This is a genomic window from Flammeovirga sp. SJP92 (genome assembly GCF_001583495.1).
GTDB lineage: Bacteria > Bacteroidota > Bacteroidia > Cytophagales > Flammeovirgaceae > Flammeovirga.
On sequence record NZ_LQAQ01000043.1, the window covers coordinates 86276 to 112059 of the forward strand.

General features: G+C 33.7%; 11 protein-coding genes. 10 read left to right on the forward strand and 1 reads right to left on the reverse strand.

All coding sequences use genetic code 11. The features are described 5' to 3' along the window. Positions 1–55 precede the first annotated feature (55 nt). The 7 genes from AVL50_RS11280 to AVL50_RS11310 all read left to right on the forward strand — a co-directional run bounded on the left by AVL50_RS11280 (position 56) and on the right by AVL50_RS11310 (position 17761). On the forward strand, positions 56–8428 hold the full coding sequence (locus AVL50_RS11280) for a S8 family serine peptidase (protein WP_062616606.1): 8373 nt from the start codon (positions 56–58) through the stop codon (positions 8426–8428). Between the two features lie 220 nt (positions 8429–8648). Continuing rightward, entirely contained in the window at positions 8649–9122 is a 474-nt protein-coding gene (locus tag AVL50_RS11285; protein WP_062616607.1) for a hypothetical protein, read from the forward strand. A 323-nt stretch (positions 9123–9445) separates the two neighbouring features. After that, entirely contained in the window at positions 9446–10363 is a 918-nt protein-coding gene (locus AVL50_RS11290; protein ID WP_062616608.1) for a transglutaminase domain-containing protein, read from the forward strand. Positions 10364–10590: 227 nt separating this feature from the next. After that, the gene (locus tag AVL50_RS11295; protein ID WP_157491282.1) at positions 10591–11364 is read left to right on the forward strand and encodes a hypothetical protein; all 774 of its coding nucleotides are present in this window, start codon (positions 10591–10593) and stop codon (positions 11362–11364) included. A gap of 2 nt (positions 11365–11366) precedes the next feature. Then, the gene (locus AVL50_RS11300; RefSeq protein WP_062616610.1) at positions 11367–12920 is read left to right on the forward strand and encodes a PCMD domain-containing protein; all 1554 of its coding nucleotides are present in this window, start codon (positions 11367–11369) and stop codon (positions 12918–12920) included. Positions 12921–13166: 246 nt separating this feature from the next. Next, a complete protein-coding gene (locus AVL50_RS11305; RefSeq protein WP_062616611.1) occupies positions 13167–15659 on the forward strand; it encodes a TonB-dependent receptor domain-containing protein in 2493 nt (830 codons plus the stop codon). 341 nt (positions 15660–16000) lie between these two features. After that, the gene (locus AVL50_RS11310; protein WP_082795760.1) at positions 16001–17761 is read left to right on the forward strand and encodes an arylsulfatase; all 1761 of its coding nucleotides are present in this window, start codon (positions 16001–16003) and stop codon (positions 17759–17761) included. 95 nt (positions 17762–17856) lie between these two features. On the opposite strand, the gene AVL50_RS11315 is transcribed toward AVL50_RS11310, so the two are convergent. Continuing rightward, positions 17857–19188 carry a WG repeat-containing protein gene (locus tag AVL50_RS11315; protein WP_062616613.1) on the reverse strand — a complete coding sequence of 444 codons (1332 nt, stop codon included), beginning with the start codon at positions 19186–19188 and terminating at the stop codon, positions 17857–17859. Positions 19189–20015: 827 nt separating this feature from the next. Here AVL50_RS11315 and AVL50_RS11320 point away from each other — a divergent pair. From AVL50_RS11320 to AVL50_RS11330, 3 genes are all read left to right on the forward strand, one after another. Further along, positions 20016–23099, forward strand: a complete 3084-nt coding sequence (locus AVL50_RS11320) for a SusC/RagA family TonB-linked outer membrane protein (protein WP_062616614.1) — start codon at positions 20016–20018, stop codon at positions 23097–23099. 51 nt (positions 23100–23150) lie between these two features. Continuing rightward, the gene (locus AVL50_RS11325; protein WP_062616615.1) at positions 23151–24803 is read left to right on the forward strand and encodes a SusD/RagB family nutrient-binding outer membrane lipoprotein; all 1653 of its coding nucleotides are present in this window, start codon (positions 23151–23153) and stop codon (positions 24801–24803) included. Positions 24804–25097: 294 nt separating this feature from the next. Beyond that, the coding region (locus AVL50_RS11330; protein WP_157491283.1) for a hypothetical protein at positions 25098–25784 on the forward strand (687 nt) is incomplete at its 3' end.

Below are 25784 nucleotides of genomic sequence, written 5' to 3' on the forward strand. Positions count from 1 at the left end.
TTTTATCTTTACTAAACCTCATTACTAAATAAAGGTTGTTACTTTCTTATTCTAAATGAATAACTGCTCAAAATTATTACTCACTTCTACATTGCTTTCACTGCTATTTTTTTCTCAGTCAGTGGAAGTTTTAGCACAGGAAAACTCTTCAGTGATTTTAAAAAAATATGAAGAGCATATTATCCGTGTCAAATTGAAAAAGGAAAAAATAAATGCTTTCACACAATTAAATAATGCACTTTCACAACAAGGAACAATTACCACAGGTGATGGGGAATTAGATCAATTGAATGCTAAATATGGAATAACGAAAATGAAAAGAGTTTTTCCATACTCGCCAAAATTTGAAGAAAAACATAGAAAATACGGCCTTCACCTATGGTATGAATTTACATTTTCTACGGATGAATCTCCAGAGAATGTAGCCTTACAGTTTTCCACTTTTTCAGGTTTTGAAATTTCTAAACCTGTTAATAAAAAAGTTCTTTCGAAGGGGAATTATTCTAAAGTTGAAAATAGTGAAGTTTATTCTAGTACGACACAAGTATCGATGAATGATCCACTTTTGACCAGTCAATGGCATTATCATAATACTGGTCAAAATAATGGTGAAGTAGGAGCTGATATTAGTCTTTTAGATGCATGGGAAATCAATTCAGGGAGTAGTAATGTCATCGTCTCTGTGTTAGATGCAGGCATTGATACTGATCATATTGATTTGGAAGAAAATATTTGGATAAATGAAGACGAAATACCTAATAATGGAATTGATGATGATGGTAATGGCTACATAGACGATATCAATGGTTTTAATTTTGTATTCAATAATAATGAAATTGAGGCAGGGGAACACGGTACTCATGTAGCGGGAACCATTGCTGCAGTCAATAACAATAACATTGGTGTGGCGGGTGTTGCTGGTGGAAACGGCACCGGTAATGGAGTGAAATTGATGTCTTGTATGGGGTTTGCAAATAATGGTGCCAATGGAGGTTTTGCACAGTCATACGTTTATGCTGCTGACAACGGAGCGGTAATTTCACAAAATAGCTGGGGGCATAGTTCTCCAAGTTATTTCGATCAGGAAATTTTAGATGCCATTGATTATTTTATTGCTGAGGCTGGAAGTCATCCGGATAGTCCAATGAAAGGTGGAATCGTTATTTTTGCTGCAGGAAATAGTAACGACAACGATTTATACTATCCAGGTTATTATGAACCCATTTTAACCGTTGCGTCCTCTACTAATCAAGATAAAAAAGCATACTACAGCAACTATGGCGATTGGGTAGATATTACTGCACCAGGTGGTGAAACAATTAGTTCAGCAGAAAAAGGAGTTTTAAGTACGTTACCCAACAATACTTATGGCTATTTTCAAGGAACATCTATGGCCTGCCCACATGTGTCAGGTGTTGCAGCATTGGTAGTAGCTGCGGCAAAAGGAAATATGACTAATTCTGAATTAAGAAAAATCCTTGAAACTTCTGTTGATGATATTGAATCAGAGAATCCTCTTTTTATTGGGGAATTAGGAACAGGAAGAATAAATGCCTTAAAAGCACTTCAATCCATTAAAACAATAGGAGTTTCTCCTGAAGAAATTACTTTTGACATAAATGACAATCAACCTCAATCCAACAAAGTTACAGTCTTTAATATCTCCAATACAGAAGTGACTTTTGATTTAACTGAAAACGCTTCGTATTTCACTTTTGATATAACAAATGGCACACTAGGAATTGATGAATCAATAGAGATAACCATCACTTTTTCTCCATCGGGTTTTGAGGTGGGCAGTTATGAAGAAGTAATTTTATTTGATTCTGAAATTGATTTAAGTGTGCAAACTAGAATGAATATCTATGAGGCCCCAGTTTTTTATATTGATTCAACCTCTATTGATTTTGGAGAAATTTACCAGGGGTTTACTGCAAAAAAACAAATTGAGATATTTAATAATGCATTTGCTAATCTTGAAATAAGTAATATTCAAACGAACACTTCTTCATTTCTTGTTGCCGAAGAAAATATCATAATACCACCTTTTGGTAATGTGTTTTTACCCATTACGTTTACCTCTATCAATACTTCTGATGAAAATGGAATACTAAGCTTTTCCACCAATGATCCTAATCATACCAATTATTCCATTTCATTGTCTGGAATGATAAACACAATTGAACCTCCCTCATTAGTAACACCAGATAGTATTCAATTAAAACAAGCTGTAAGTGGAAATATTACAGAAGTATTTGAATTACAGAATAATGGTTCTGATGACTTAATGTATGGTTTTCAACTAGAAGCGAATACAAATAAGGAAAGTGATTTGACTACAGCTAAAGAAAGTCATTACAGCCAATTGCAACCTCAGAAAGGCACAGAGTACACCTTAAGAGGAAGAGAAGTATTACAACATTATGGTTCTTCTTCAGATCAATTTTACCATTGGACAGATCATAGTATTGAAGGCGGAATTCAATATGTATGGGAAGATGTTTCCACAAAAGGAACACGTTTTAAGCTTTTTAATGAAGGCATAACATCCTTTCAGCTGACTCATTTTGATTTTCCTTTTTATAGTTCTTCCTACAATGATATTACAATTTTTTCTAATGGTTATCTGCAATTAGGTAACTCATCAACAAATCATTGGTATAATCAGGAACTTCCAATTGCAGGACAGTTTACCAATCTGATAGCTCCTTATTGGACGGACCTTGATTCTGTTGAAGTTTTTCTTTTAGAGAAAAAGGATAAACTAATTGTACAGTACAATGCTCAATATTATAACGCTCCAGAAAATCATGTGAAGTTTCAATTAGTTCTTCATGAAAATGGTGAAATTAACTATTTTTATCATACCATTGACAAGGCATATCATGGAACAGCAGGTATCTCAAATGAAACAGGAGTAGAAGGTTTAACAGTAGCTTTCAATAATAGCTATTTGCAATCAGAAACTGCAATTCAGATTACTCCTGATTATTTTGAGTTTACACCAACTAATGGAACGATTCCACCACAAGAGCAAACAATAATTCAATTAGCATATCAATCACAACTATTTTTTGAAGCAGGCGATAGTATAGAGCACGACCTTTTTATTTTTTCCAACGACCCTTTAAAACCTGTTTCGATCTTTCCGTTTGCTATTCGATTTGGCGATGTTGTCTTAAACCTGTCTGATACTTCAATTGTAGATACATCTTATATAGGAAATCAATACATCCAAAATATTGTGATTTATAATAGAGGGTATAATGAGCTATTGGTTACTAATTTAGCAACTGATATTGAAGGGGTTTCATTTGATGAAACTAGCTTTACAGTTCAATCAAATGATTCCATGGTTTTACAACTTGAAAGGTATTCTGAGGAAATTGAAAAGGTAGAAGGACATATCTCATTTCAAACCAATGACATCAACCAGCCTAGTGTTAACATTCCAGTTGTGATAGATAATATTGATTATGCAGAATTAGAGATCAATACAGCTCAACTACAATTTGAAGGTTACTTTCAGCGAATAAATGGATTGAAAAAGTCTTTTGAAATCAATAGTCTTAGAGAATTGCCATTGGAGGTAAAAGTAGAAGCAGAGTCAGATGATACAACACCTTGGCTATACGTCAATGATTCCACTACTTTGTCCAACTTTACGCTCTCTGGAGCCAATGCATCAAGACAAATTTCAGTGGAAGTGAAAGAAAACCTTCCTTCGGGGTACTATACAGGAAAAGTGATTGTCATTTCTAACGATCCTTTTCAACCAAAAGTAGAAATAGAAGTTGAACTTACGGTCAGTCCATCACCACACCTTTCAGTTGTTGATTTTATTCAGTTTGACCAAAGGTATATTGATAGTACTAATGTTTTTTTAACTGAAATACAAAATACAGGAGATGAAGACTTGATCATTCATTTTGATGCTTCAAGCAATCAATATTTTAAAGTCGTTAACCATTCACCTTTAACACTTGCCCCAGAAGAAAAAGAGACGCTTGAATTTCATTTTTCTCCAGTTGATGAAAATGATATCAAAGAAAACTTTTCAATAGGTACAAACATGCCTGATATCCTTCTTTATTCCATTGAATTAATTGGTAAAGGGATTTTTGAAAGAACTCTACAAGTAACGGAAAATAATACCAAGTATGATATAGCATACAATGAATCAGCCATTGGCCAGATAAGTTTTCAAAACACCTCAAATTCCAATGCCACTTATAAAGTTGTGGTGAACCATAAAGGTACTTTAACACCACTTGAAGCAGTGTATTCAGTGATGTCCAAGAACAATTTGGAGAACACGCGTACACTGAATGAAAATGAAATCATCACTTCTCAGGTCATCTATAAGCAAAATACCACACATAATGATGGCTTTAATGTGTTACTCTTAGGCAGTGGGAAAATGGAATGGTTAGAAAGGTCGGTTGATGAACTGTATGCTACCAGTAGGTTTACTTCCGTTACAGGAATAAACGCATTTGAATATACACCGACACTTACAGAAGTTGAAGCTTTTGATGTGATTGTGATTAATGGAATTTATGGCTATAATGATTCCAATGCGTTGGGAAATGTATTGTATCAATATATGGAGAGAGGAGGTAGTATAGTTCTTTCAGCATTTGTGAATTTAGAATCAACTGATCAGATTTTGGGTTCGTGGTATGAAAATGATCTTGATCCCATTGATGTGACAGAAGAGCAATTGGCTTCTAAGGGCAATGGACTTTTAGAAAACGGAAGTGAATTATTAAACGGTGTTGATTTTTTTGATACGTACAATAGAATTGGAATTCCTTCAGATAAGATAAAACCAAATACAGAAGTCCTGATATGTTATAATGATGGAGTGCCATTTTTACTTAAAAAAGAGGTTAACAATAAAAATATCTATTACATTAATTCTTATACTGCTTATTGGCTTGAGGGGGCAGATGGAGGACAATTGTTTGCCAATGTCATTCAAGAGGCGTATACTGTTAATGCATGCTCAAATCTCTCGTGGTTCACTTCATCAATTCCTTTTGAAGGAGAAATTAAAGCACATCAATCTATTGATTTTGATTATACAGTCAATGAAAATAAGAAGATTCTTGGCGGTGAACATTCAGCTAATTTTCAAGTGTATGTCAAAGAAGGAGCATATGATATTTTGAAATCATCAACAGCAATTAATGTAACTGTTCAAGCCACACATTTCATCACTATAGATAGTCAATTTGTATTAAACAATGAACGACAGTTTAAAGATATCTCAAAAAGAATTACATTAAAAAATGAAGGGGCAGGGTATTTCAATATCAAGCAAATCATTACAACCTCTAATGATATTGTGATTGACAGTACCGATATTAAAGCCAACGAAATAGCTCCGTATAGTGATTATTACTTGGATATCACTTACACTCCAAATCAATTGGGCAACATCAAAGATTCAATTATTATAAATGGCGAAAATGATGATGAAATTGTAATTCTAATAGAAGGAACAGTAGTTCCAAATGGTACATTGACTTTTGACCAAAAATTTGAAATCAATGTGGAACATAATGAAATTAAAACAGTGGCTCATACTTTCACAAACCCTTCAGAAGGTCCCATAGATTTTAAACTGAGTAGTTATTATGTTGATGAAGAACTAATTTTTTCTACAGTATTTCAAAATGAAGAACCACTTTTAAAAGAGCAATATAACGCCTCTTATTCTCAACAAAAAGAATATGGAGAAGGGACAGATGGAAAATACATTTATGTAGATAGCAATGAGGGAGAAGAAGTCGATTATCAATGGATTGATATTACGTCAATTGGAACTGAGTTGAAGCTCAATGATGACGATTTTTATGCTTTACATAATACCAATTGGGATTTTATTTTGTACGAAAAGCATTTTGAAACAATCCTAATTTCTTCCAATGGTTATCTCACTTTTGATAAAGAGAACGGGGATGCCTGGAAGAATCATGAGTTGCCCAATTCAGATAAACCACACAGTTTGATTGCACCTCTCTGGTGTGACCTTACGCCTCAAGTCAACGGATCAATTTATTATCTATTGGATGAAGAAAAGCTAATAGTTCAGTACACGAAAATTCCAACATATGATAATGCAAATACTGAAAATACCTTTCAATTGGTGTATTGGAAAGATGGAAGCATTCAATATAACTATAAACAAGTAGAAACGGCTATTTATACCGTTGGGCTTGAAAGTTATTCTGGTTCGGAAGGTTTAACTATTGCTTATAATTCAAGTTATCTGTCATCCAATATGACAATCAACATTTCTCCTCCTAAAAGAAATTTAGCTCCAGAAAAAACAAGATTTACATTAGAAGCTGGCGAAAGCAAGGAAGTTTCTTTTTTGGTTAATGCTGAAAATTTATTTTACAAAGACAGTTTTGAAGAAACCATTCAAATCACAACTTCTAATCCCAATCAACCCTCATACAATTTTGATATTGATTTTAATGTTAAAGGAGGTGTTCATATTAAAAATGCTTTGAGGGACCAAACAATAGAACTAAATGATTCTGTTGAAATTAATCTGGACAATTTCTTTTATAGTTCTTTTGAGAACAATGTCATAGATTATACTATTTCAAGTAATGAAAATATAGCAACAGTAATTGAAGGCAATATTTTGAAAATCAGTGTTCTTCAATTTTTTGAAACACCTCAATTAATTACTGTCTTCGCAACCAAAAATGGTATTGTAAAACAACAGACTTTTGATCTACACACCTATTCCACGAAACCCTACATCAAAAAAGACTTTGAAGCTCGGAACCAAGTTGTTGGGAAACCTTTTGAATTGAACTTGAATGATTATTTCGGCTTCCAAAGCATTGAAAGAGTATTTTCTGTTGAAATGGAAAACGACCAACAGCTTAATTATTCTATCAATGATTCAGTATTAACCATTACAACTTTTGTTATTGATGAAGTACAACTCAAAGTTATTGCATCCAATAATAATGGGGAAGTAGCTCAAGAACTTTCAATAATTAGTTTCAATAATCCACCTAAAGGAAAAGTAGGAGATATTTTAATGGACATTGTCAAAACAGAGAGTACTTACCTTATTGTTCCTTCCAATAGTTATTATGATATCGATGATCATCACTTAACCTATACACTTTTTATTCCTTCAAATGATGTGATAAAAGTAGAGAAGACAGAGACTTCTGATTTTAAATTGCTTCCACTTCAAAAAGGGACTGTTACACTTATTATGACTGTTGATGATGGTTATGAATTTATAAAAGATACTATTGATGTTGTCATTGATGGAAATTACCCTCCAATTCAAAACTTTTCAATTGTAGATCAAACTGTTATTGTAGAACGTCAAAGTGAAATTAATATAAATGGGCTTTTTACTGATCCGGAAAATGTAGAACTGATTTATAATATTTCAACCTCAAACGATAATGTTTTGGTAGAACTTGATAATCGTAATCTTATCATTGATCCATTATTGGAAGGAGAAACTATGGTGACAATTCAAGCAACTGATGGAGAAAATACTAAAGAGACTACCTTTAATGTCACTATTACAAATACTGAAGTTGATATTTTAAAGGAAATTGAGGATACGGAGATGTATTTGACAGATGAAGGTTTTCAAATTGACTTGAACAACTTTTTCATTGATGCTGATGATCATATTTTAAACTTTTCCATTGAGGTGACAAATGAAGGCGTTGTTGATTTTACCAATTTACAAAAAGCAGAATTTACTTTTTATCCTCTTGAAATTGGAGAAACAACACTCACAGTAACAGCTTCTGATAACTATTCAGAAATTTCCTCAACCTTTAATATAAGTGTATTGAATAGGGCGCCAATGGTGATCTCATCTATTGAACACCAAGTTTTCTACGTTTCAGATCTGGGTCTGAAAATTCCTTTGGAAAACTATTTTGAAGATGAAGACCAACATCCAATAGTGTATAAAGCAAGTTTATCAAATAGCAAAATGGCTAATTTAAATATTGAGAACGAACAATTGGAAGTCATTTTTAATGAGGCAGGGAATGGAACGGTTATAATCACTGCAGAAGATACTTATGGAGCAAATGTAATAGCTGATTTTGAATTGACGATTCTTGAAGATACTATTACAAGTTTAGATAAGAATATATTGAAACCGCTAGAATTGAATGTTTATCCTAATCCCGTAAATGACTTTGTGGTGATTGAACTTAATCAAACCATAGATGCCAATTCGATTCGATTATTTAATGCTTCAGGTATAGAAGTATCAAATTTTACGGTGAAAGCTACTATTGATGCTGGAGTAAGTCGTTATACTATTGATACACAATATATTGTTGATGGTTTCTATTTCATTAAAATTAATTTAAAAGAAGCGTCTTCTCTGGTCTCAAAATTCATTAAGAAATAGTTCATAAAATCAATGTCAATTCATAGAGTAAACTTACATATGTAAAAATCAATAAAACATTATTCCTTTAAGTGCTTGATATTCATCGCTATTATGATTAAATTCAGAAAATTGTATAGTAGCTCAATAAATTAGCAGTATTTACTCTAGCTGAATTACTACCACCTTTTTAAATCTAAATAATTTACTATCACATTTGACCCTTCTAAATAACACAAAAATGAAAAGAATCTATAAACGTACATTTTATTACAAGTATTCGGCACTTCAGAAATTTATCTTATCAGTGCCTGCCGTCAGTTTGGTTTTTCTACTAGTGTACCCTCTTTCTTTCGAAGAGGCAAAGTTAGCAAATCTTATCCTGTTCTCATTTAGCGGATTAAGTCTTCTATTGGTTATCAATAAAAGAAACTATTTGAAATGGGATTTGAATGAGATTGAAATTAAAGTGAAAGGAACCTCAAAAACCACAATAAGGAAAGACAAGATTGATGAGTTTTCTATTAATAATAGGACTTTTATTGTCACTCTTTATAGCGGTCAACAACACATTTTTGATTTGAGTGGTTTAAAAAGTAGTGAACTTGATGTTTTCTGCAAGACCTTTAAAGAAGCCATCAATGAATCTGAGAAAACCGAAATTCTCTTTCACAACTATAATAAAATGTCTCTCATATATAGGGACGATCAATAATTTGTATAGAATAAAAAAGTAAGACCTCAATATTTTCATATTTGAGGTCTTTTTTGTTGAAGTCTAATATTAAATAGAATTTAATATATAAGTAAAACGAAATGAGGAGTTTGGACTATATTTTGATGGCGAAATAAATAATTGTTGGTAGTTTTGTATTTTGTTATGACAAAGGTAAGCAGGAGTATTTACATAACATATCTTTTTATTTTTAACAATTGCTAAGTAACTTTCAAATCATACGTTACAATTAAATTATTAGAATAATAATGTCAATAAACTTTCCCTTAGCAAAGCTTTTTTTAGTAACCTTTTTTATCAATATGTCTTCCGTATTTGGCTTTTCTCCCAAAGAAAAAGTTGACCAATATGTGAAGGAAAATTATCCCAAGCGATTTTCTTCCATAGAAAAGTTTGCAGACAAGATAAGAAGTGATTTTAACAACAAAGAAGATCAAGCAAGAGCTATATTTTGTTGGATGGCCAATAATATTAGTTATAATGTAAAAGGACTGAATGAGCAAAAAGTATTTAAATACACTTATAGCAATGAAGCACAAAAACTAGCCATCGAAAAACAGATTTTCCATGAAATTGCATTAGAAGCCTTAAAAGACAAAAGTGCTATATGTGATGGTTACTCCAAATTATATAAAGCAGTTTGTGATGAATTGTCTATAGAATGTGAAATTGTGGAAGGTTTTTCAAGAGTTTATTTATCAGATTTAAATCGAAAGTTTCAAAATCCAGATCATGCTTGGAATGTTATCAAATTAGATAATAAATGGTATTTGGTAGATGTGACATGGGGAGCAGGCTACTTAGATGAATCAAATAAATTTGTTTGGGAATATGAACCTCTTTACTTCAAAGGAAGTCCTGAAGTATTTTTTAGAAATCATTATCCTTTGGATACAAAATGGCTTTTCATAGATAAATCACTAACAGACTTTACGAATCAGCCTTTATATTACCTTACGTCCATCACAAAAGGGACAGAAGTTTTATCGCCACTTACATCTATAATTAATTCAAAAAATCAGGTGGAGATAAAACTCAAAACTGAATTGGAGGCTAAGAAATTCAATTACGCTTATGATACGGAACAATATCTGCAAAATTTCAAAGTAAAAAATAATAACGACCATTTATCATTAGTGGTAACACCACCTAAACGTAAAAGTAAATATTTAACCATCTATTATAATGGGAGCGGTATCATCACTTACAAGTGTAAGTAATTTGAAAAAATCTTAAAGGTAACACCAATAATATGTTAAACAATATTATTAAAGCTTACTTATTGTTGCAGTATAAACAACAGTAAGTGAGCTTTTTAGTTTTTAGTTTTTGAAAGTTCGAATTCTTGTATTACGTTAATCAAACCCCAAATTATATTAACAAGCTATTTTGAATTAAATAATCAGCGAATCTTTGCCACTTAAAAGCAAAACCTAATAATTCACAAATGAGAAAACTAATAATGCTATGCTTAATGGTTTACTACAATCCATTATTCGGACAAACCCTAGAACAGCATAAAGACGAAAACGAGCATCATAGAAGTGACCTATTTAAAAGAGACATCAAAAAGACCACCTTCATCCCCAAAGGACAATGGTTAGTTGGAACAACTTTTAAATATAAAGAAAGCTCTACGGAGAATTTTAAATTTCTTATGATGGAAGATTGGACAGGCAATGGTTACAACTTTGATGTTAGTCCTTTTGTTGCTTATTTTCTAAGAGATGATTTTGCAGTAGGTGCACGATTTACCTATACCAGAAACTTTTCAAAGGTGGATGACATGAAAATTAAAATTGATGATGATGTGTCATTTACTATTCAAGGACAGGAGGAAATTGCACACACATTTTATTCTACTGTTTTTATGAGGCATTATCTCACGCTTGGCAATAGTAAAAGATTTGCTCTGTTTAATGAGATAGGAATTTCTTATGGATATGGTGAATCAAAGAGTATGACTCATGGAGAAACACCAGCAGACACTAAAGGAACCTACTCAATTATTAATGAATTTAATATTGGTGTTTCTCCAGGTATGGTGGCTTTTATCAATGATAATGTTGCTCTAGAAGTAATGATCGGCATCATGGGCTTCTCCAATAAATGGGTACAGCAAATTGAAAATCAAGTAGAGGAAGGTTGGAGAAGAACAAGTAATGCCAACTTCAATATTGATATTTTTTCACTTAACATTGGACTAGCATTCTACATTTAATCATGAAAATACAAAGACTTTTTATCTTACTCATCCTATTTGTTTTTAGTGTTTCTTGTATTGAGAACGACCTGCCTTATCCAAAAGTGTTAGGGGAAATCTTATACATAAAAATGAGTGATCAAGTAGGAGAGGCTGTCATTTCACCAGCAGATCAAAATGCAAAGGTATACGTTAATGCCTACAGTGATTTGACAAATCTTTCTATCGATTCATTAATTATCACCGAAGGTGCTACAATTTCACCAAACCCTGATTCTGTTACTGATTTTTCTAGTGATGTGAAATTTACTATTTCGACATATCAGGATTATGATTGGAAAGTGATTGTTGAAAAGGAAATGCCGGAAGTAGAAATCACTAAATTTGAAGTAGAAGGTGAACGTTCTTCTATTATAGATCACGGACAACACTTAATTACTGTAGTGATGCCTGTGGAAGCAGATTTGTGTAATTTAAATATCACAAATTTTGAATACACACCAGAAGAACATACACTTTCACCAGATTATACTTCAGTACACGAATTATGTGATACCGTTTCATTCTTCTTCTCAGAAATGTTAGAATGGAAAGTGATTGCTCAGCATGAATCAGCAATGTTTACAGCATTCACAATTGAAGGTCAGATTTCTTCCACATTGAATTTTGATCAAAATACTATAGATGTATTGATGCCTTCAACTGCAGATTTAACCAATCTAAGAATTGATAGCTTTCACTATCTACCGGAGAATAGCACTATAACACCAGGAGATGAAGTAACAGATTTTTCATCACCTGTGACGTATCTTTTTGAAGATGGAACTGAATGGGTAGTTACTGTTACAAAGGAAGATTTTGTTGGAGAGCAGGTTCCTTTTAGTGATTTCACAACTTGGTTTCTCAATGGTAATTCTGAAAATAGAGGATATTATTTACCGGGTAATGACATGTCAACCCCTTGGAGAAGTGGTGACAAAGGTGCTGCGGAAGTAATTGTACCTGCATTCTTACACACTGTTTTTCCATATCCAAACCCTGCATCACCAAGAGGTGGTACATTAGAAACCAAATCAGTTTTGGGGAAATTAGCATCAGGTTCTTTATTTACGGGAGAAATCCATGGTTCAGGTTTTGATAAAGTAGATACAGACTTTGGCGTTCCTTTTACAGGAAGACCTAAAAGTTTTAGTACTACTTTTTCATATGTACCTCAGCCTTATGATGGAACAATGGATGAATGTGATATTTATGTAATCCTTCAAGTTAGGGAAGGAAGTGGCGACCAAGAAAAAAGGTATAGACTTGCAACTGCTTGGTACCGTTCTGATGAAGAAGTGTCTAGCTTTAAAAATATGTCGATGGATTTTACTTATGGCGAACTTTCAGGAGTTCCATCATATATGATGCCTTCTGAAGAAAACCAAGAAATGCCAGAACATGGTTTTTATTCTGATAAGGACGCTTCTCCAACACATATTATTGTTGTTTTTGCCTCAAGTGCTCATGGTGCTAGTTTTGTAGGTGGAGTAGGAAGTAAAATGGTAGTGGAGGGAGTTCATTTAAATTACTAACCCCACGGATCACGAAATAGTAAGGCCAAATAGTATCATTATAGTTTTCTATTCTACTATTTGGCCTTTTATGTTATTGCCCAAATAAAATTGACTATATTATATAAAACCCATTTCTCATCCACTCTATATCATAATTCACATTTAATTACATAAAAGCTGTTAATGAAATAAATATTATTATTAATTTTGATAATACATATTAAAACCATTCGATTTAAATTAAATTTCAATCTACTCTTCAACATGAAGAACACATACAAAACACTTTTTCTCTTTTTATTCTTTTTTTGTCCTTTTTTTGCACAAGCTCAAGTATTTAGTGTCCAAAATTCACTTCACGTTGGTATTGAAGGTGTATTTATTAGGAATGAACATGGTGAAAGTGCCATTACAGATGAGCAAGGAAATTTTGAATTATTTGGAGAAGGTAAAAGATTTACTTTCTCACATGTCAATTATAAATCAGTAACTGTAAGCAAAGATTATCTTAATCGTTATTTAGTAGTTTACCTTGATGAACAAATTGTTTCTTTAGAAGAAGTTGTTATCGGGGGAAATAAATGGGAAGAAAAATCCAATGAAAACCCACAACAGATTCGATCTATCAAGAGTTGGGAAATTGCCAACGAAATGCCTCGTACTTCAGCAGATTTAATTGGAAATACGGGGGAAGTATTTGTTCAGAAAAGTCAAATGGGAGGGGGAAGTCCAATGATCAGAGGATTTGCGGCTAATCAAATATTATTAGTAGTGGATGGGGTGAGGATGAACAATGCTATCTTTAGAAGTGGAAATCTTCAAAATATATTAAGTGTTGATCCCTATAGTGTTGAAAATGCGGAGGTTGTTTTTGGGCCAGGAAGTGTAATTTATGGTAGTGATGCATTGGGAGGTGTTATTGATTTTCATACTAGAACGCCAAAATTATCCAATCAAGAAGAGGCATTTGTTCATGGAGATGCAGCTATCCGTTTGGCATCAGCTACTGGTGAGGGAACTGGGACTGTTCACTTAAATGTATCCAACAATAAATGGGCTTGGCATGGCGGTTTTACCTATTCTTCATTTCAGGATTTATTATCGGGAAAATGGTATAGATCAGACAGTGATAAATTTGGTCAGCGAAAGTTTTTGGTCAACCGTGAAAATGGACAGGATTATATTCAATCCAATTTTGATCAGCTGGAAAACCAAACTCCTTCAGGATACGAGCAATTCAGTACACAGCAGAAAGTTAAATTTAAGCCTAATCAGTATTTAGATGTTCAATATTCATTTCTATTGACTACAACCACTAATGTACCAAGGTATGATCGTCTAACTGAGTTAAACTCTATAAAGGATGAAAATGGTAATACAATTAATATTACTTCAGAAGATGTGATTGGAATAGATAATAATGAACTTCAAACCCTTTCCGGTAACACTACACCAAAGTTTTCAGAATGGTATTATGGTCCACAGTTTTGGATGATGAATGCCTTGAAATTTCAATTCTCTCATCCTACCTCTTTCTATGATAATTTCAAAGCTACTTTATCGCATCAATTAGTGAAAGAAGAAAGACATAATAGAAAGTTCAATAATGCTCAAAGAAATAATGATTATGTAGATGTAAATATCTGGGGTTTAAACTTCGATTTGATTAAGCAGTTCAATGAGAAATTTGAAATGGCATACGGTTTTGAAGGCACTACTAATAAAGTCAATTCCAAAGCAGATACTCATGATATAGCCACTGGTGAACGAAATATTGCGTTGCCTAGGTATGCTGGAGGAGGAAGTCATTATTCTACTTTAGGAGTGTATGGTTTAGGGAAATACAAGATCAACTCTAAACTTATTGTTTCTTTGGGTTTAAGGTATTCACATACTTTTATTACATCAGATTACACTGATTTAGCATCAGAACAATTGAATTTGCCTTATGATCATTTTAATTACGATGTGGGTTCATTGACAGGAAGTATTGGATTAGCTTATCAAAATAACGATTGGCTGTTCAAAACTCAATTGGCTAAAGGTTTTAAAGCACCGAACATTGATGATATTGGGAAAGTTTATAATCCATCAAAAGATGATTTAGTTGTTCCAAATCCAAATCTTAAACCAACAGATGTTTACACGGTTGATGCGACTATTGAAAAAAGATGGGATGAAATTCTTCAGATTGGAGTGACAGGTTTTTACTCATGGTTGCAAAATGCAATGGTGAGAAACCCTTATCAATTTAATGGTCAAGATTCAATTGTGATTGATGATGAAAAATATGCTGTTTTTGCATTACAGAACACAGGAAAAGCTAGAATCGCAGGTTTTACTGTAAACCTGAAGGCGAACATTAACAAACAACTTTCATTGCAAGGAGCCTATACTTTTACCTATGGAGAAGATCAAGCTACTTCCGAACGACTGCGTCATGCACCACCTGATTTTGGGAAATTGGCGTTGGTTTACTCTAGAAACCGCTGGCATGTAGGGTTAAATACATTGTACAGTGGAGGTATTGCATTTGATGATTTAGCACCTTCAGAAAAAGAAAAGCCATATTTATATGCTCATGAAGGAGCATTATCATGGTGGACTCTAAATTTTCAAAGTAGCTTACGCTTAAGAGACTTTGCAGAATTGCATTTCAATATTGAAAATATCTTTGATCAGAGTTATAGGACTTATAGTTCTGGAATAAATGCAGTAGGTAGAAATGTTACATTTGGTATGAGAGGTTTTTTCTAAAAAAAGCACAGTGATATTTTAAGAGTTGTGATATAAGTGATTGAATCAAATTAATTCCTGATGAAAATGCACAGTATCATTAAAAAAGTATTTCTTCAAAGTTTAGCATACCTATTTATCTCTTCCATTACAACATTGGTTTGTATTTTGATAGGGACTAATTTTCAAATACTTCATACCTTAAAGTCTTATTTTATTTAACTCAAAACTAAATTATATCTGTAATTTCATTGGATAAATTTAAGATGACTTGATATTAGTAAACAATGTTGAGTGATTGGTTTTTGTTTTTAATATATTAGAACGATTCTTATTTAAAAATTAAAACCCACTATCTAAAAATGTACAGATTACTCATTGTGATAGGTATGTCAATGTATCTGATGGGATGCAGTACCTCAACATCAAGTCCTACAAAAAATTCTGAATTATCCACAGAAGATAAGAAAACCAATATTCTAGTATTAATTGGTGATGACATTGCTTTTGGTGATTTAGGTGTATATGGTTCTGAGATCAAAACACCAAATTTTAATAGATTAGCCAAAGCTGGAGTTCGTTTTTCCAATTTCCATTCCTCACCAGTTTGTTCTGTTACCCGATCAATGTTGATGACAGGATGTAATAATATTGAAGTTGGTTTAGGGTCATTTGATTATTCGTTTTATCCAGAATCTAAAGGGAAACCTGGTTATGAAGGATATTTAACAGAAAATGCAGTGACTATTTCTCAATTATTTAGAGATGAAGGTTATGATGTGATCAAAGTTGGAAAATGGCACTTAGGTGGAGAAGAAGCCGGAGGTTTCGGCCCCTCACATTGGGGTTTTAATAAAGAATTTGGAATTCTTTCTGGTGGTTCAAATCATTGGAATAACTTAAGAATGACTCCGATATTTTCGGATCCAGATTTTATGAATAAAAAGTTTGAAGAACATTGGACACTGAATGGTAAGAAATACGATAGACCAGATGGTGTTTATTCTGGAGAACTTTATACTAATCAGTTATTGAAATTTATAAAAGAGTCTGATCAAGAAGGGAAGCCATGGTTTACTTGGATGGCCTTTACAACAGCACATTTCCCTATTCAAGCACCCCCAGAATTAATTGATAAGCATTATAAATTCTATCTGGAAAAAGGATATGAAGGATTAAAAAAATTCCGTTATAAAAGTTTGAAAAAACAAGGCTTAATCTCACATTCTGCCACTGAGGCTCCTGAAAATGATCTTGTGAAAAAATGGAATGATCTTTCTGAAGAAGAGAAAAAATATCAGGCAAGAGTATTTGCAACCTATGCGGCTGAAATTGAGGACCAAGATAACAGAATTGGTCAAATTTTAGATTACTTGAAAGAATCAGGACAGTTTGAGAATACAATGATCGTTTATCTTTCTGATAATGGGCCAGAGGGTATGGAAGCAGAAAATCCGAATACAGGAAATGAAGTATTTGGTGAGTGGATTGCAAAGAATTATGATACAAGTTTTGAAGCTATTGGTACTGCTAACTCATGTAACTATATAGGTACTGCTTGGGCTAATGCAGCAACAGGTGGATTATCTTGGTGGAAGTGGTTTATTGGAGAAGGAGGCATTCGAGTACCAATGATGATAGTTCCTCCTGGAGCAATGTCTAAAAAATATGAGAGAGCAGGAGAGATTAGTAATGTAGTTTTTTCTGTAAAAGATCTTCCAATGACTATTCTTGATTACGCTGGTATCAAGCATCCAGGAACTACTTATAAAGGAAAAACTGTCACAGCCCCAAGTGGAATTTCAGCAAAGTCGTTTCTTGACGGAAAATCTGATAAAGTTAGATCAGAAGACGATTGGTACGCTTTTGAGTTATTCGGCAATGCCTATTTGATGAAAGGGAACTACAAATTGATGAAAGTTAGAAAAGGAATGTTTGGAGATGGAGAATGGCACTTGTATGACGTTGTCAAAGACCCTTCTGAACGAGTATTCTTAGAAAAAGAAATGCCTGAACGTTTTAAGGAAATGATGAGCCTTTATAAGGCTTATGAGCATAAACATAATTTGGTTCAAGTGGATGAAGGCTGGAATGCCTTTCAAGCAGCAAGTGAAGCAAATTAATCATATAGTAGAAGGAGGTGATGTATGTTACCTCCTTTTTTAATCAAAAGCAAATAATATAAATTTTGGACTTTGGAAGAGGTATAAAACACCTTTTAGTGAGCATCTAAAGTTACATATTCATAACCTGTTGCATCAATAAAAAAGTGTTTGGTGGTGATTCTCTTTTCATTTTCAGATCTTAGAACTTTCGCAAAACCATTTTTGAAAGGTGAGATATAATCGTATTTAGGCTTCACAATTACTTGAAGATTATTATTCAATACACCGTAATAAGGATTATTAATTTCCGAATAAATAAGTAATCCTTCCTTTCCCTCTTTTAAATCATCAACATTGATGGAAGGGGTTATTTTATCATAAGATTCACTATGATGAAAATGATATGTTCCATCACTCGTTTTAAAAGCGAGAGGTGCATTTTCACAGACAACACCATCTAAATGTTCTCCAAATGGAATTTTAATTTTTCCTTCATAATCAGAGAAACAAACTTTACCATCCCAGCTTTTCAAAATAAAACCATTCTTATTTTGCCCTAAAAAGTTTTGTATAGGAACAGTGGCCAAGATAAGTTTCCCTCGTTTATCAATAATACCATTGGGTGAGTCCATCACATACACATGCTCATAGCTACTAGCTATATAATTATCGTTGTACATATTGGTTCTTCTAGCATGAGTAAAGCCATATTTAAAATCATATGCCTCAATAAATTGAGCCGGAATAGTCATGATACCGGAGTGATCAATATAGCCTCCTTTACCATGAACAATATTTTTCACAACAAGAGCTAACCCTTCAGAGTAATCTCCAACTTTCCCGTATTGTACAGGTACAACTTCCTGCCCTAATGTATTAATAAACCCATACCAAAGATCACCCAATTCACCCCAACGTTGCCCTTGATTATTGTCTCTATTACCTCTTGTTGTAAATGTTTTACTTTTAGAAAGAATACCAATATTTAGTGTTTTATAATTTTCAACCCTATAGTTGTAATCAGTTGGATCCTTCAACATTCCGACTGCTGCTTTACCTTCAGAAAATTTCCCGATATAATCATATTTAAAGGGAACAACGACTTCTCCTTTTTCATTGATGACTCCAAATTTTTGATTTTTAGCAACAGCCAGTAAACCTTCATTAAAATGAGGAGGTTCATCATAAGTAGTGGTGTAGGTTCCAATTTCTACTATCTCATTTCCCTCTTTATCTATAAACCCAAATTCACCCCCTTTTTCAACATAAGCCAAGTTTCCATAAAATAACTCTGCGTGATCGAATTGAACAGGTATTACAATTTTTTTGGTTTCAGATGACATATACCCATATTTTCCAGATTTAAGGTAAGGAACAAGGTGGTTTTGAGAAAAAAGTAAATTGGTTATCAGCAATAATACAGTAATAGTGCAAAAAGTTTTCATTTCTATTAGTGAAGTCTGAAAAAAATATATTGTCACCAAATGTAATAAAATTATATGTAATTAACATCGCTGTAAGTTGAAATAATCACTTTATTATAAGTCTTTTATCCTAAAAAAAGACAATTTTAAGATGAAAGGTTTTAAGTATTAGTAACCAATAGGCTTAAGTGGAAAAGTCAAAATAATTGGTGTTTTAACATAAAAAATGGGCATGTCACCTTTTGTAATTTCAGTTTTTTTTAATTCTAAAATTAAAATGTGATGTTTGTTTCAAGAAAAATTCACAAATACAGAAAGAATTTTGTAGAATCATCATTTAATTAAATAGCCTCGAAAAGAACATTTTTATGAAGTGTTCTTTTTTTTTGTTGTATAATTTACTCTTTATAACATTTTTACTAATCTGTATTACTGAAAAAAGTTTTATAATTAAAACGATGTTACTAAAAAATATTAAAAGTAGATAGTGTGAGTAATGTTAAAATAAATACCGTTAATTCAATGCAACCTTTTATAATAAGATCTATTATTCTTGTAAATGAATAGCTAATCGAATAAACCTAGTTTTCAAATTTTAAATACCATTGTCTATAGAAAGATAATTACTAATACCATTAAATCATTTCTTTTATTGAATTCCATAAATCGTTAGAGTGTACACATATGCTTTAATTGAACACATGGATTTTTATAGATGTCTAAAGTTACTTTGAATGATTTGTATCAAAGTGCCTTTTTAGACTTAACTGTCTTATAATAACTATTCACTAGAACCTGATAGTTTTATTAGCCAACCAATTAATTATAATCAACTTTATTATCTTATTATGATCAAGAGAGTACTCTTTTTACTCACTTTATTGACGTGTAGTATCTCATCTCTATACGCCCAAGAAAGAAGAGTGACAGGTGTCGTTTCTGATGCCGACGAAAACACTATGCCAGGTGCTACAGTAATTGTAGTAGGTACAACTGTAGGTGCCGTAACCGATTTTGAAGGAAAATATTCAATCAACCTTCCTGCTGAAGGAGGAGATCAATTAGAAGTAAGACTTATTGGTTTTACGTCGCAAGTTGTTGAGATTGGAACACAATCTGTTATCAACTTTGTATTAGAAGAAGATGCTCAGGAACTTGAAGAAGTCGTTGTAACTGCTTTGGGTATGGAAAAAGACAAAAAGTCTTTGGGTTACTCAGTAAGTGAAGTTAAAGGTGACGATTTACAAAGTGCTGATAATGATATCTTAAGCTCATTAAACGGTCAAGTTGCAGGTGTTCAGGTAACTGCTTCATCTGGTGCTGTAGGTTCATCTTCAAGAGTTGTAATCCGTGGTAACTCATCTTTAACAGGTGATAACCAACCGTTATATGTTGTTGACGGAGTTCCTGTGGATAACACTTATAACTCAGGTAACACTTCATCTGGTGGTGCTGACTTCGGTTCACCAATCTCAGATTTGAACCCAGATGATATTGAGTCAATGACAGTCTTGAAAGGACCAAACGCAGCCGCTTTATATGGTTCAAGAGCCGTTAACGGTGCAATCATCATAACAACAAAAAAAGGTAAAGGACAACAAGGATTAGGTGTAACGCTATCTAATACAACAACTTTCCAAACGCCATTAATCTTACCTGATTACCAAAACACTTATGGTCAAGGTATGAACGGTGAGTTCAAATTCGTTGATGGTAAAGGTGGTGGTACTCATGATGGTTTTGACGAATCATGGGGTCCACGTTTAGATGCAGGATTAATGATTCCTCAGTTCCACTCAAATGGTGAGCCAGTGCCGTGGGTATCTAATCCAAACAACGTAAGAGATTTCTTTGAAACAGGTCACGTTTCAACTTCAAACCTTTCAATCGCTCACGCGAATGACAATACAAACATGCGTTTCAGCTTAATGTATTCAGATCAGAAAGGTATGGTTCCAAACACAGGTTTGAATACATACAGTGCTTCAATGGCTATTGGTCATAAGATTACAGAAAAATTACGTTTTGATGCTAAAGCAACTTACTCTCATAGAGGTGCTGATAACTTACCATCACAAGGTTATGACGGTAACAACGTAATGCAACAATTCGTATGGTTCGGTCGTCAGGTTGACGTAGCTGGTTTACAGAACTATAAGAAGCTTGATGGTACTCCATATAACTGGAACTACAACTACCATGACAACCCTTACTGGATTTCTTACGAGAATACTAACTCACAAAGAAGAGATCGTGTAAACGGTTACGCTCAAATGAAATATAACTTCACTGATTACTTAAGTTTACAAGTAAAAGGTGGTACGGACTTCTATTCTGAAAACCGTATGCAAAGAACAGCGAAGTACTCGATCAACAACCCTACAGGTGGTTTCACTGAGGAGAACTACTTTGTAAGTGAATCAAACTTTGATTTCTTACTTTCATTCTCAAAAGACTTTGGTCGTGATTGGAACGTGTCTGCAAACGCAGGTGGTAACAACATGTATAGAAACTACAAGAGAGATGCTATGACGGCAACTGGATTAGCAAACCCTGGTATCTATACTCCAGCTAACGCAGTAGGCCAAATTGATGCAATCACTTACTTCGAAGAGCAAATCATCAACTCATTATATGCTACTGCTTCAGTAGGTTTCAGAGATTACTTATTCATGGACGTTTCAGTTCGTAATGACTGGTCTTCAACACTTCCTGCAGCAAACGACAGCTTCTTATATCCATCAATCAACCTTTCATATGTGTTCTCTGAGCACTTTGATTTGCCACAATGGATCTCAAATGGTAAAGTAAGAGGTGGTTGGGCACAAGTTGGTGCAGCAGCAAACCCTTACATGTTACAAAACGTATATGGTTCTCCACTTCCTTGGGATGGAAACCCAATGTTCAAGTATGACAACGTTCAAGCAAACCCTGACTTGAAGCCAGAGACAACAAACTCTTGGGAAACAGGTCTTGAGATGTCATTCTTAAACAACAGATTAGGATTTGAGGCAGTTTACTACAAGAAAAACACTTACGATCAAATCGTACAAGCTGACGTATCTTCAGCATCAGGTTATAGATTCTCAGCTATTAACGCAGGTGAGATCGAAAACAAAGGTGTAGAATTCTTACTATATGCTACTCCAATCCAAACTACAGATTTCCAGTGGGATGTTTCATTCAACTATACAAGAAACGTCAACACAGTAAAATCGTTAGCTGACGGTGTAGATTCATTTATCTTAGGTGACTACTGGGGTCTTACAACAGAAGCACGTCCAGGTATGCCATTAGGTACTTTCTACGGTATCAAATACCAACGTTCTCCTGAAGGTGATATCATTGTAAATGATCAAGGTATTCCTCAAAGAACTACTGAAAAAGAAGCTCTTGGTGACATCAACCCAGATTGGAGAGGTGGTATCCGTAACTCGATCACATACAAGGGAATTACATTCTCAGCGTTGATCGATATCCAGAAAGGTGGTAGCATCTTCTCAGTAACGAACATGTTTGGTGAGTACGCAGGTGTATTAGAGAAAACAGCTATCAACCGTGAAGACGGAAGAATTGTAGGTGTAGTTCCTGACGGTAACGGTGGTTATAAGCCAAACGAAGTTGCTGCTGACGCAATGACTTACTACCAAGGTTTATACGGTATCCACGAAGAGTATATCTATGATGCTACTTATGTGAAATTAGCACAGTTATCAATTGGATACAACTTACCTCAAAAATGGTTGAAAAACACAGGTCTTAAAGGACTTTATGTAGCAGCTGTAGGTAACGACCTTTGGATGATGTACAAAAATGCTCCAAACATTGACCCTCAAGCAGGTTTCGGTGCAGGTATGTCAGGTCAAGGTTTCGAATTTGGTCAGTTGCCAACAGCAAGAAGTTTCGGATTTGATATCAAGATGAAATTCTAATTAGAATCAATTCTCTATCAAATTTAAACATCCATTTAATAGTAAAGAAAAATGAAAAAATATATTAATTATATATTCTCAATCATTGTTTTGGCAAGTATGACTTCTTGTTTCAGAAACTTTGATGAATTGAGACAAAACCCTAACAGTCCAAGTGAGGTTGAGCCAGAAACTTTATTCGCTAACGTACTTTACACAAGTACTGGTAGTTTCTACGGAGCACAAGGACAATACTTCAACTTAACAGGTGCAGGTCTTTGGGGACAGCATTTCTCAAAAATCCAATACTTAGACGAGGATTGGTATGAGTACCGTCCAGGTGTAATGGATGAGAAATGGAAAAGAATGTACGCTGGTATGTCAGGTTCAGGAAACGACATCAACTTAGCGGGTCTTTATGATTTAGAATTAGCTTTACACAGCATTCGTAAGCGTAAAGAAATTGCAGAAGAATCAGGTGATGCTATTGCATTGAAAGACGCACAAGCATTAGAAGGTGCTATGTTAGTAGCAAAAGCATATTTCTTCTCAGTGACTACTGATGCTTGGGGTGATATTCCTTACTCAGAGGCATTCCAAACGGTTGAGTTAGGTTATGAAACTACAAACTTCCAGCCTGCTTATGATGCTCAACAAGATATCTACAATTCTTTATTTGAGTTGTTAGAAGACGCAAATGAGTTATTATCTCATGGTGGTGCAATTGATTCTGGTTCTGACATTATTTACAGAGGTAGAACTGATAACTGGCAAAAATTAGCCAACTCATTGGCTGCCAGATTATACACTAGAATCAACAAAGTAGATGCTGGTACTTCATCAGCTGGTTTATCAAAATTATTCGGCAACCCTGGTAAATACCCTATGTTTACAAGCAATGCTGATGATGCTGAGTTAGTATACATTGGTTCACAGCCATACATGCAGCCAATCTACTACAACCGTCATATTGACAACCGTGATGACTTTGCTGTGTCTAAAAATGTTGTAGACTTATTAGAGGAAACAAACGATAAAAGATTATACATCTACGCTCAACCTACTCCAAGATCAATGGACCCAGACAGTGATATTGATATTGAGTATGTAGGTCAAGAAAATGGTGTTCCAAGATCTGAATTCCCAATGTTGAACGCAGTATCAAGAATTGGTTCACTTTACAGAGAGCAACCAAACGGTAAATCTTTCTGGATGACTTATTCAGAGTTGAAATTTATCGAAGCGGAAGCAGCATTAAACGGTATTGCAGGTGTTTCTGGTTCAGTTCAAACTTTAGTAGAAGAAGGTATTAGATCTTCATTTGCAAAGCAATATGCTGACGTTGAAGCCTACCAAGCACCAATGATTCCAGTAGAAGGTGACGAAATTTTAGGAGCAGCAGCAGATGCTGATGAGGTTATTTCAAACCTTGACTGGGCTAAAAATGGTGGTCAATTCAGAATCATCATGGAGCAGAAGTATCTTTCGATCTTCACAAATGGTCCTGAAGCATATGCTGAAATTAGAAGAACGGGATGGCCTGCGATTGATGAAGTAAGAGGTGCTACTCAGTACACTGAAGGACTTCCTAACCGTTTCCCTTACCCATTCTCTGAGCAAACTTCAAATGCTGCTAACTGGGCAAAAGCATCTGAAGGTATTGTAAACACAGTTTATGGTAAAAAAGTTTGGTTTGCTGAAAACACAGAAATCAATTACAAATAATTTGGACTATAGGATTATTTCCTGTTTCAAGTTTTAATAATCAATAGCGAAAAACTAAAACTATTTCATCATTAAATAAATTGAATTGTTAAATAAAAAGGCATCTTTATGAGGTGCCTTTTTGCTTTTATATGACTTTTTAAAACTAAATCAAATTGATTTTAAAGTACTTATACAGAAATATATTTTTAAGCAAATGAATAATTTGGATGTGTTGATAATAATTCAGTTTTAGGATTAATTTTGTAATTCAAACTTAGATCAAATTTTTTAACTTGACTTAAAGCTAAAGCAATGAAAAGAAGTTTATTCGTCATATTATTTTTTTCGCTCACTCATTTATTATCGGCTCAAAAAGTAGCTTTGATACCAGGTTCTCAACAAATCAGAGAATTTATGGAACATTTACCAGAAGAACTTGAAAAGAAAGAATTGATTGACCTGAGACTATTGGATGATGAATTTAATATCCGAATATGGCAACCTCACGCTATTTTCTCTTTGCATTTTAAAGGCGGAAAAGCCAACTCTAATTATAAAGTTTTTGCAACTGGTGGAGAAGCAAAAGTTCATACGCACTTTATTGAAGAGGATTTATCACAAACTTTTTATGATTCATTAATGGGATGGAATATCATGGATATTCATAGTGAATCAAGAAGAGCAAATGATATTTTCCCTGTGATTGTAGAATTTTCAACCACAACGCAATACAGAGTCAATTATGTATGGTCTCCTCAGCGAAGTAGAACTGCAAACACTAAAAAGGTACTTGCTATTATAGGCTTTTTATCTGAAAGAATGGGTGTTACTGAAATCATTTCTGAATATAAAAACAATCTACCTGCAGGACAGTATAAGTGGGGTAAAGTAGATTTAGACATTGATTGTTTTTTAGATGAAAGTGTTTCAAAAACTGATTTCTATATTAAAATAGAAAAAGAGATAAAAGAAAAACTGATAGTTAATTCAGAAACAAAC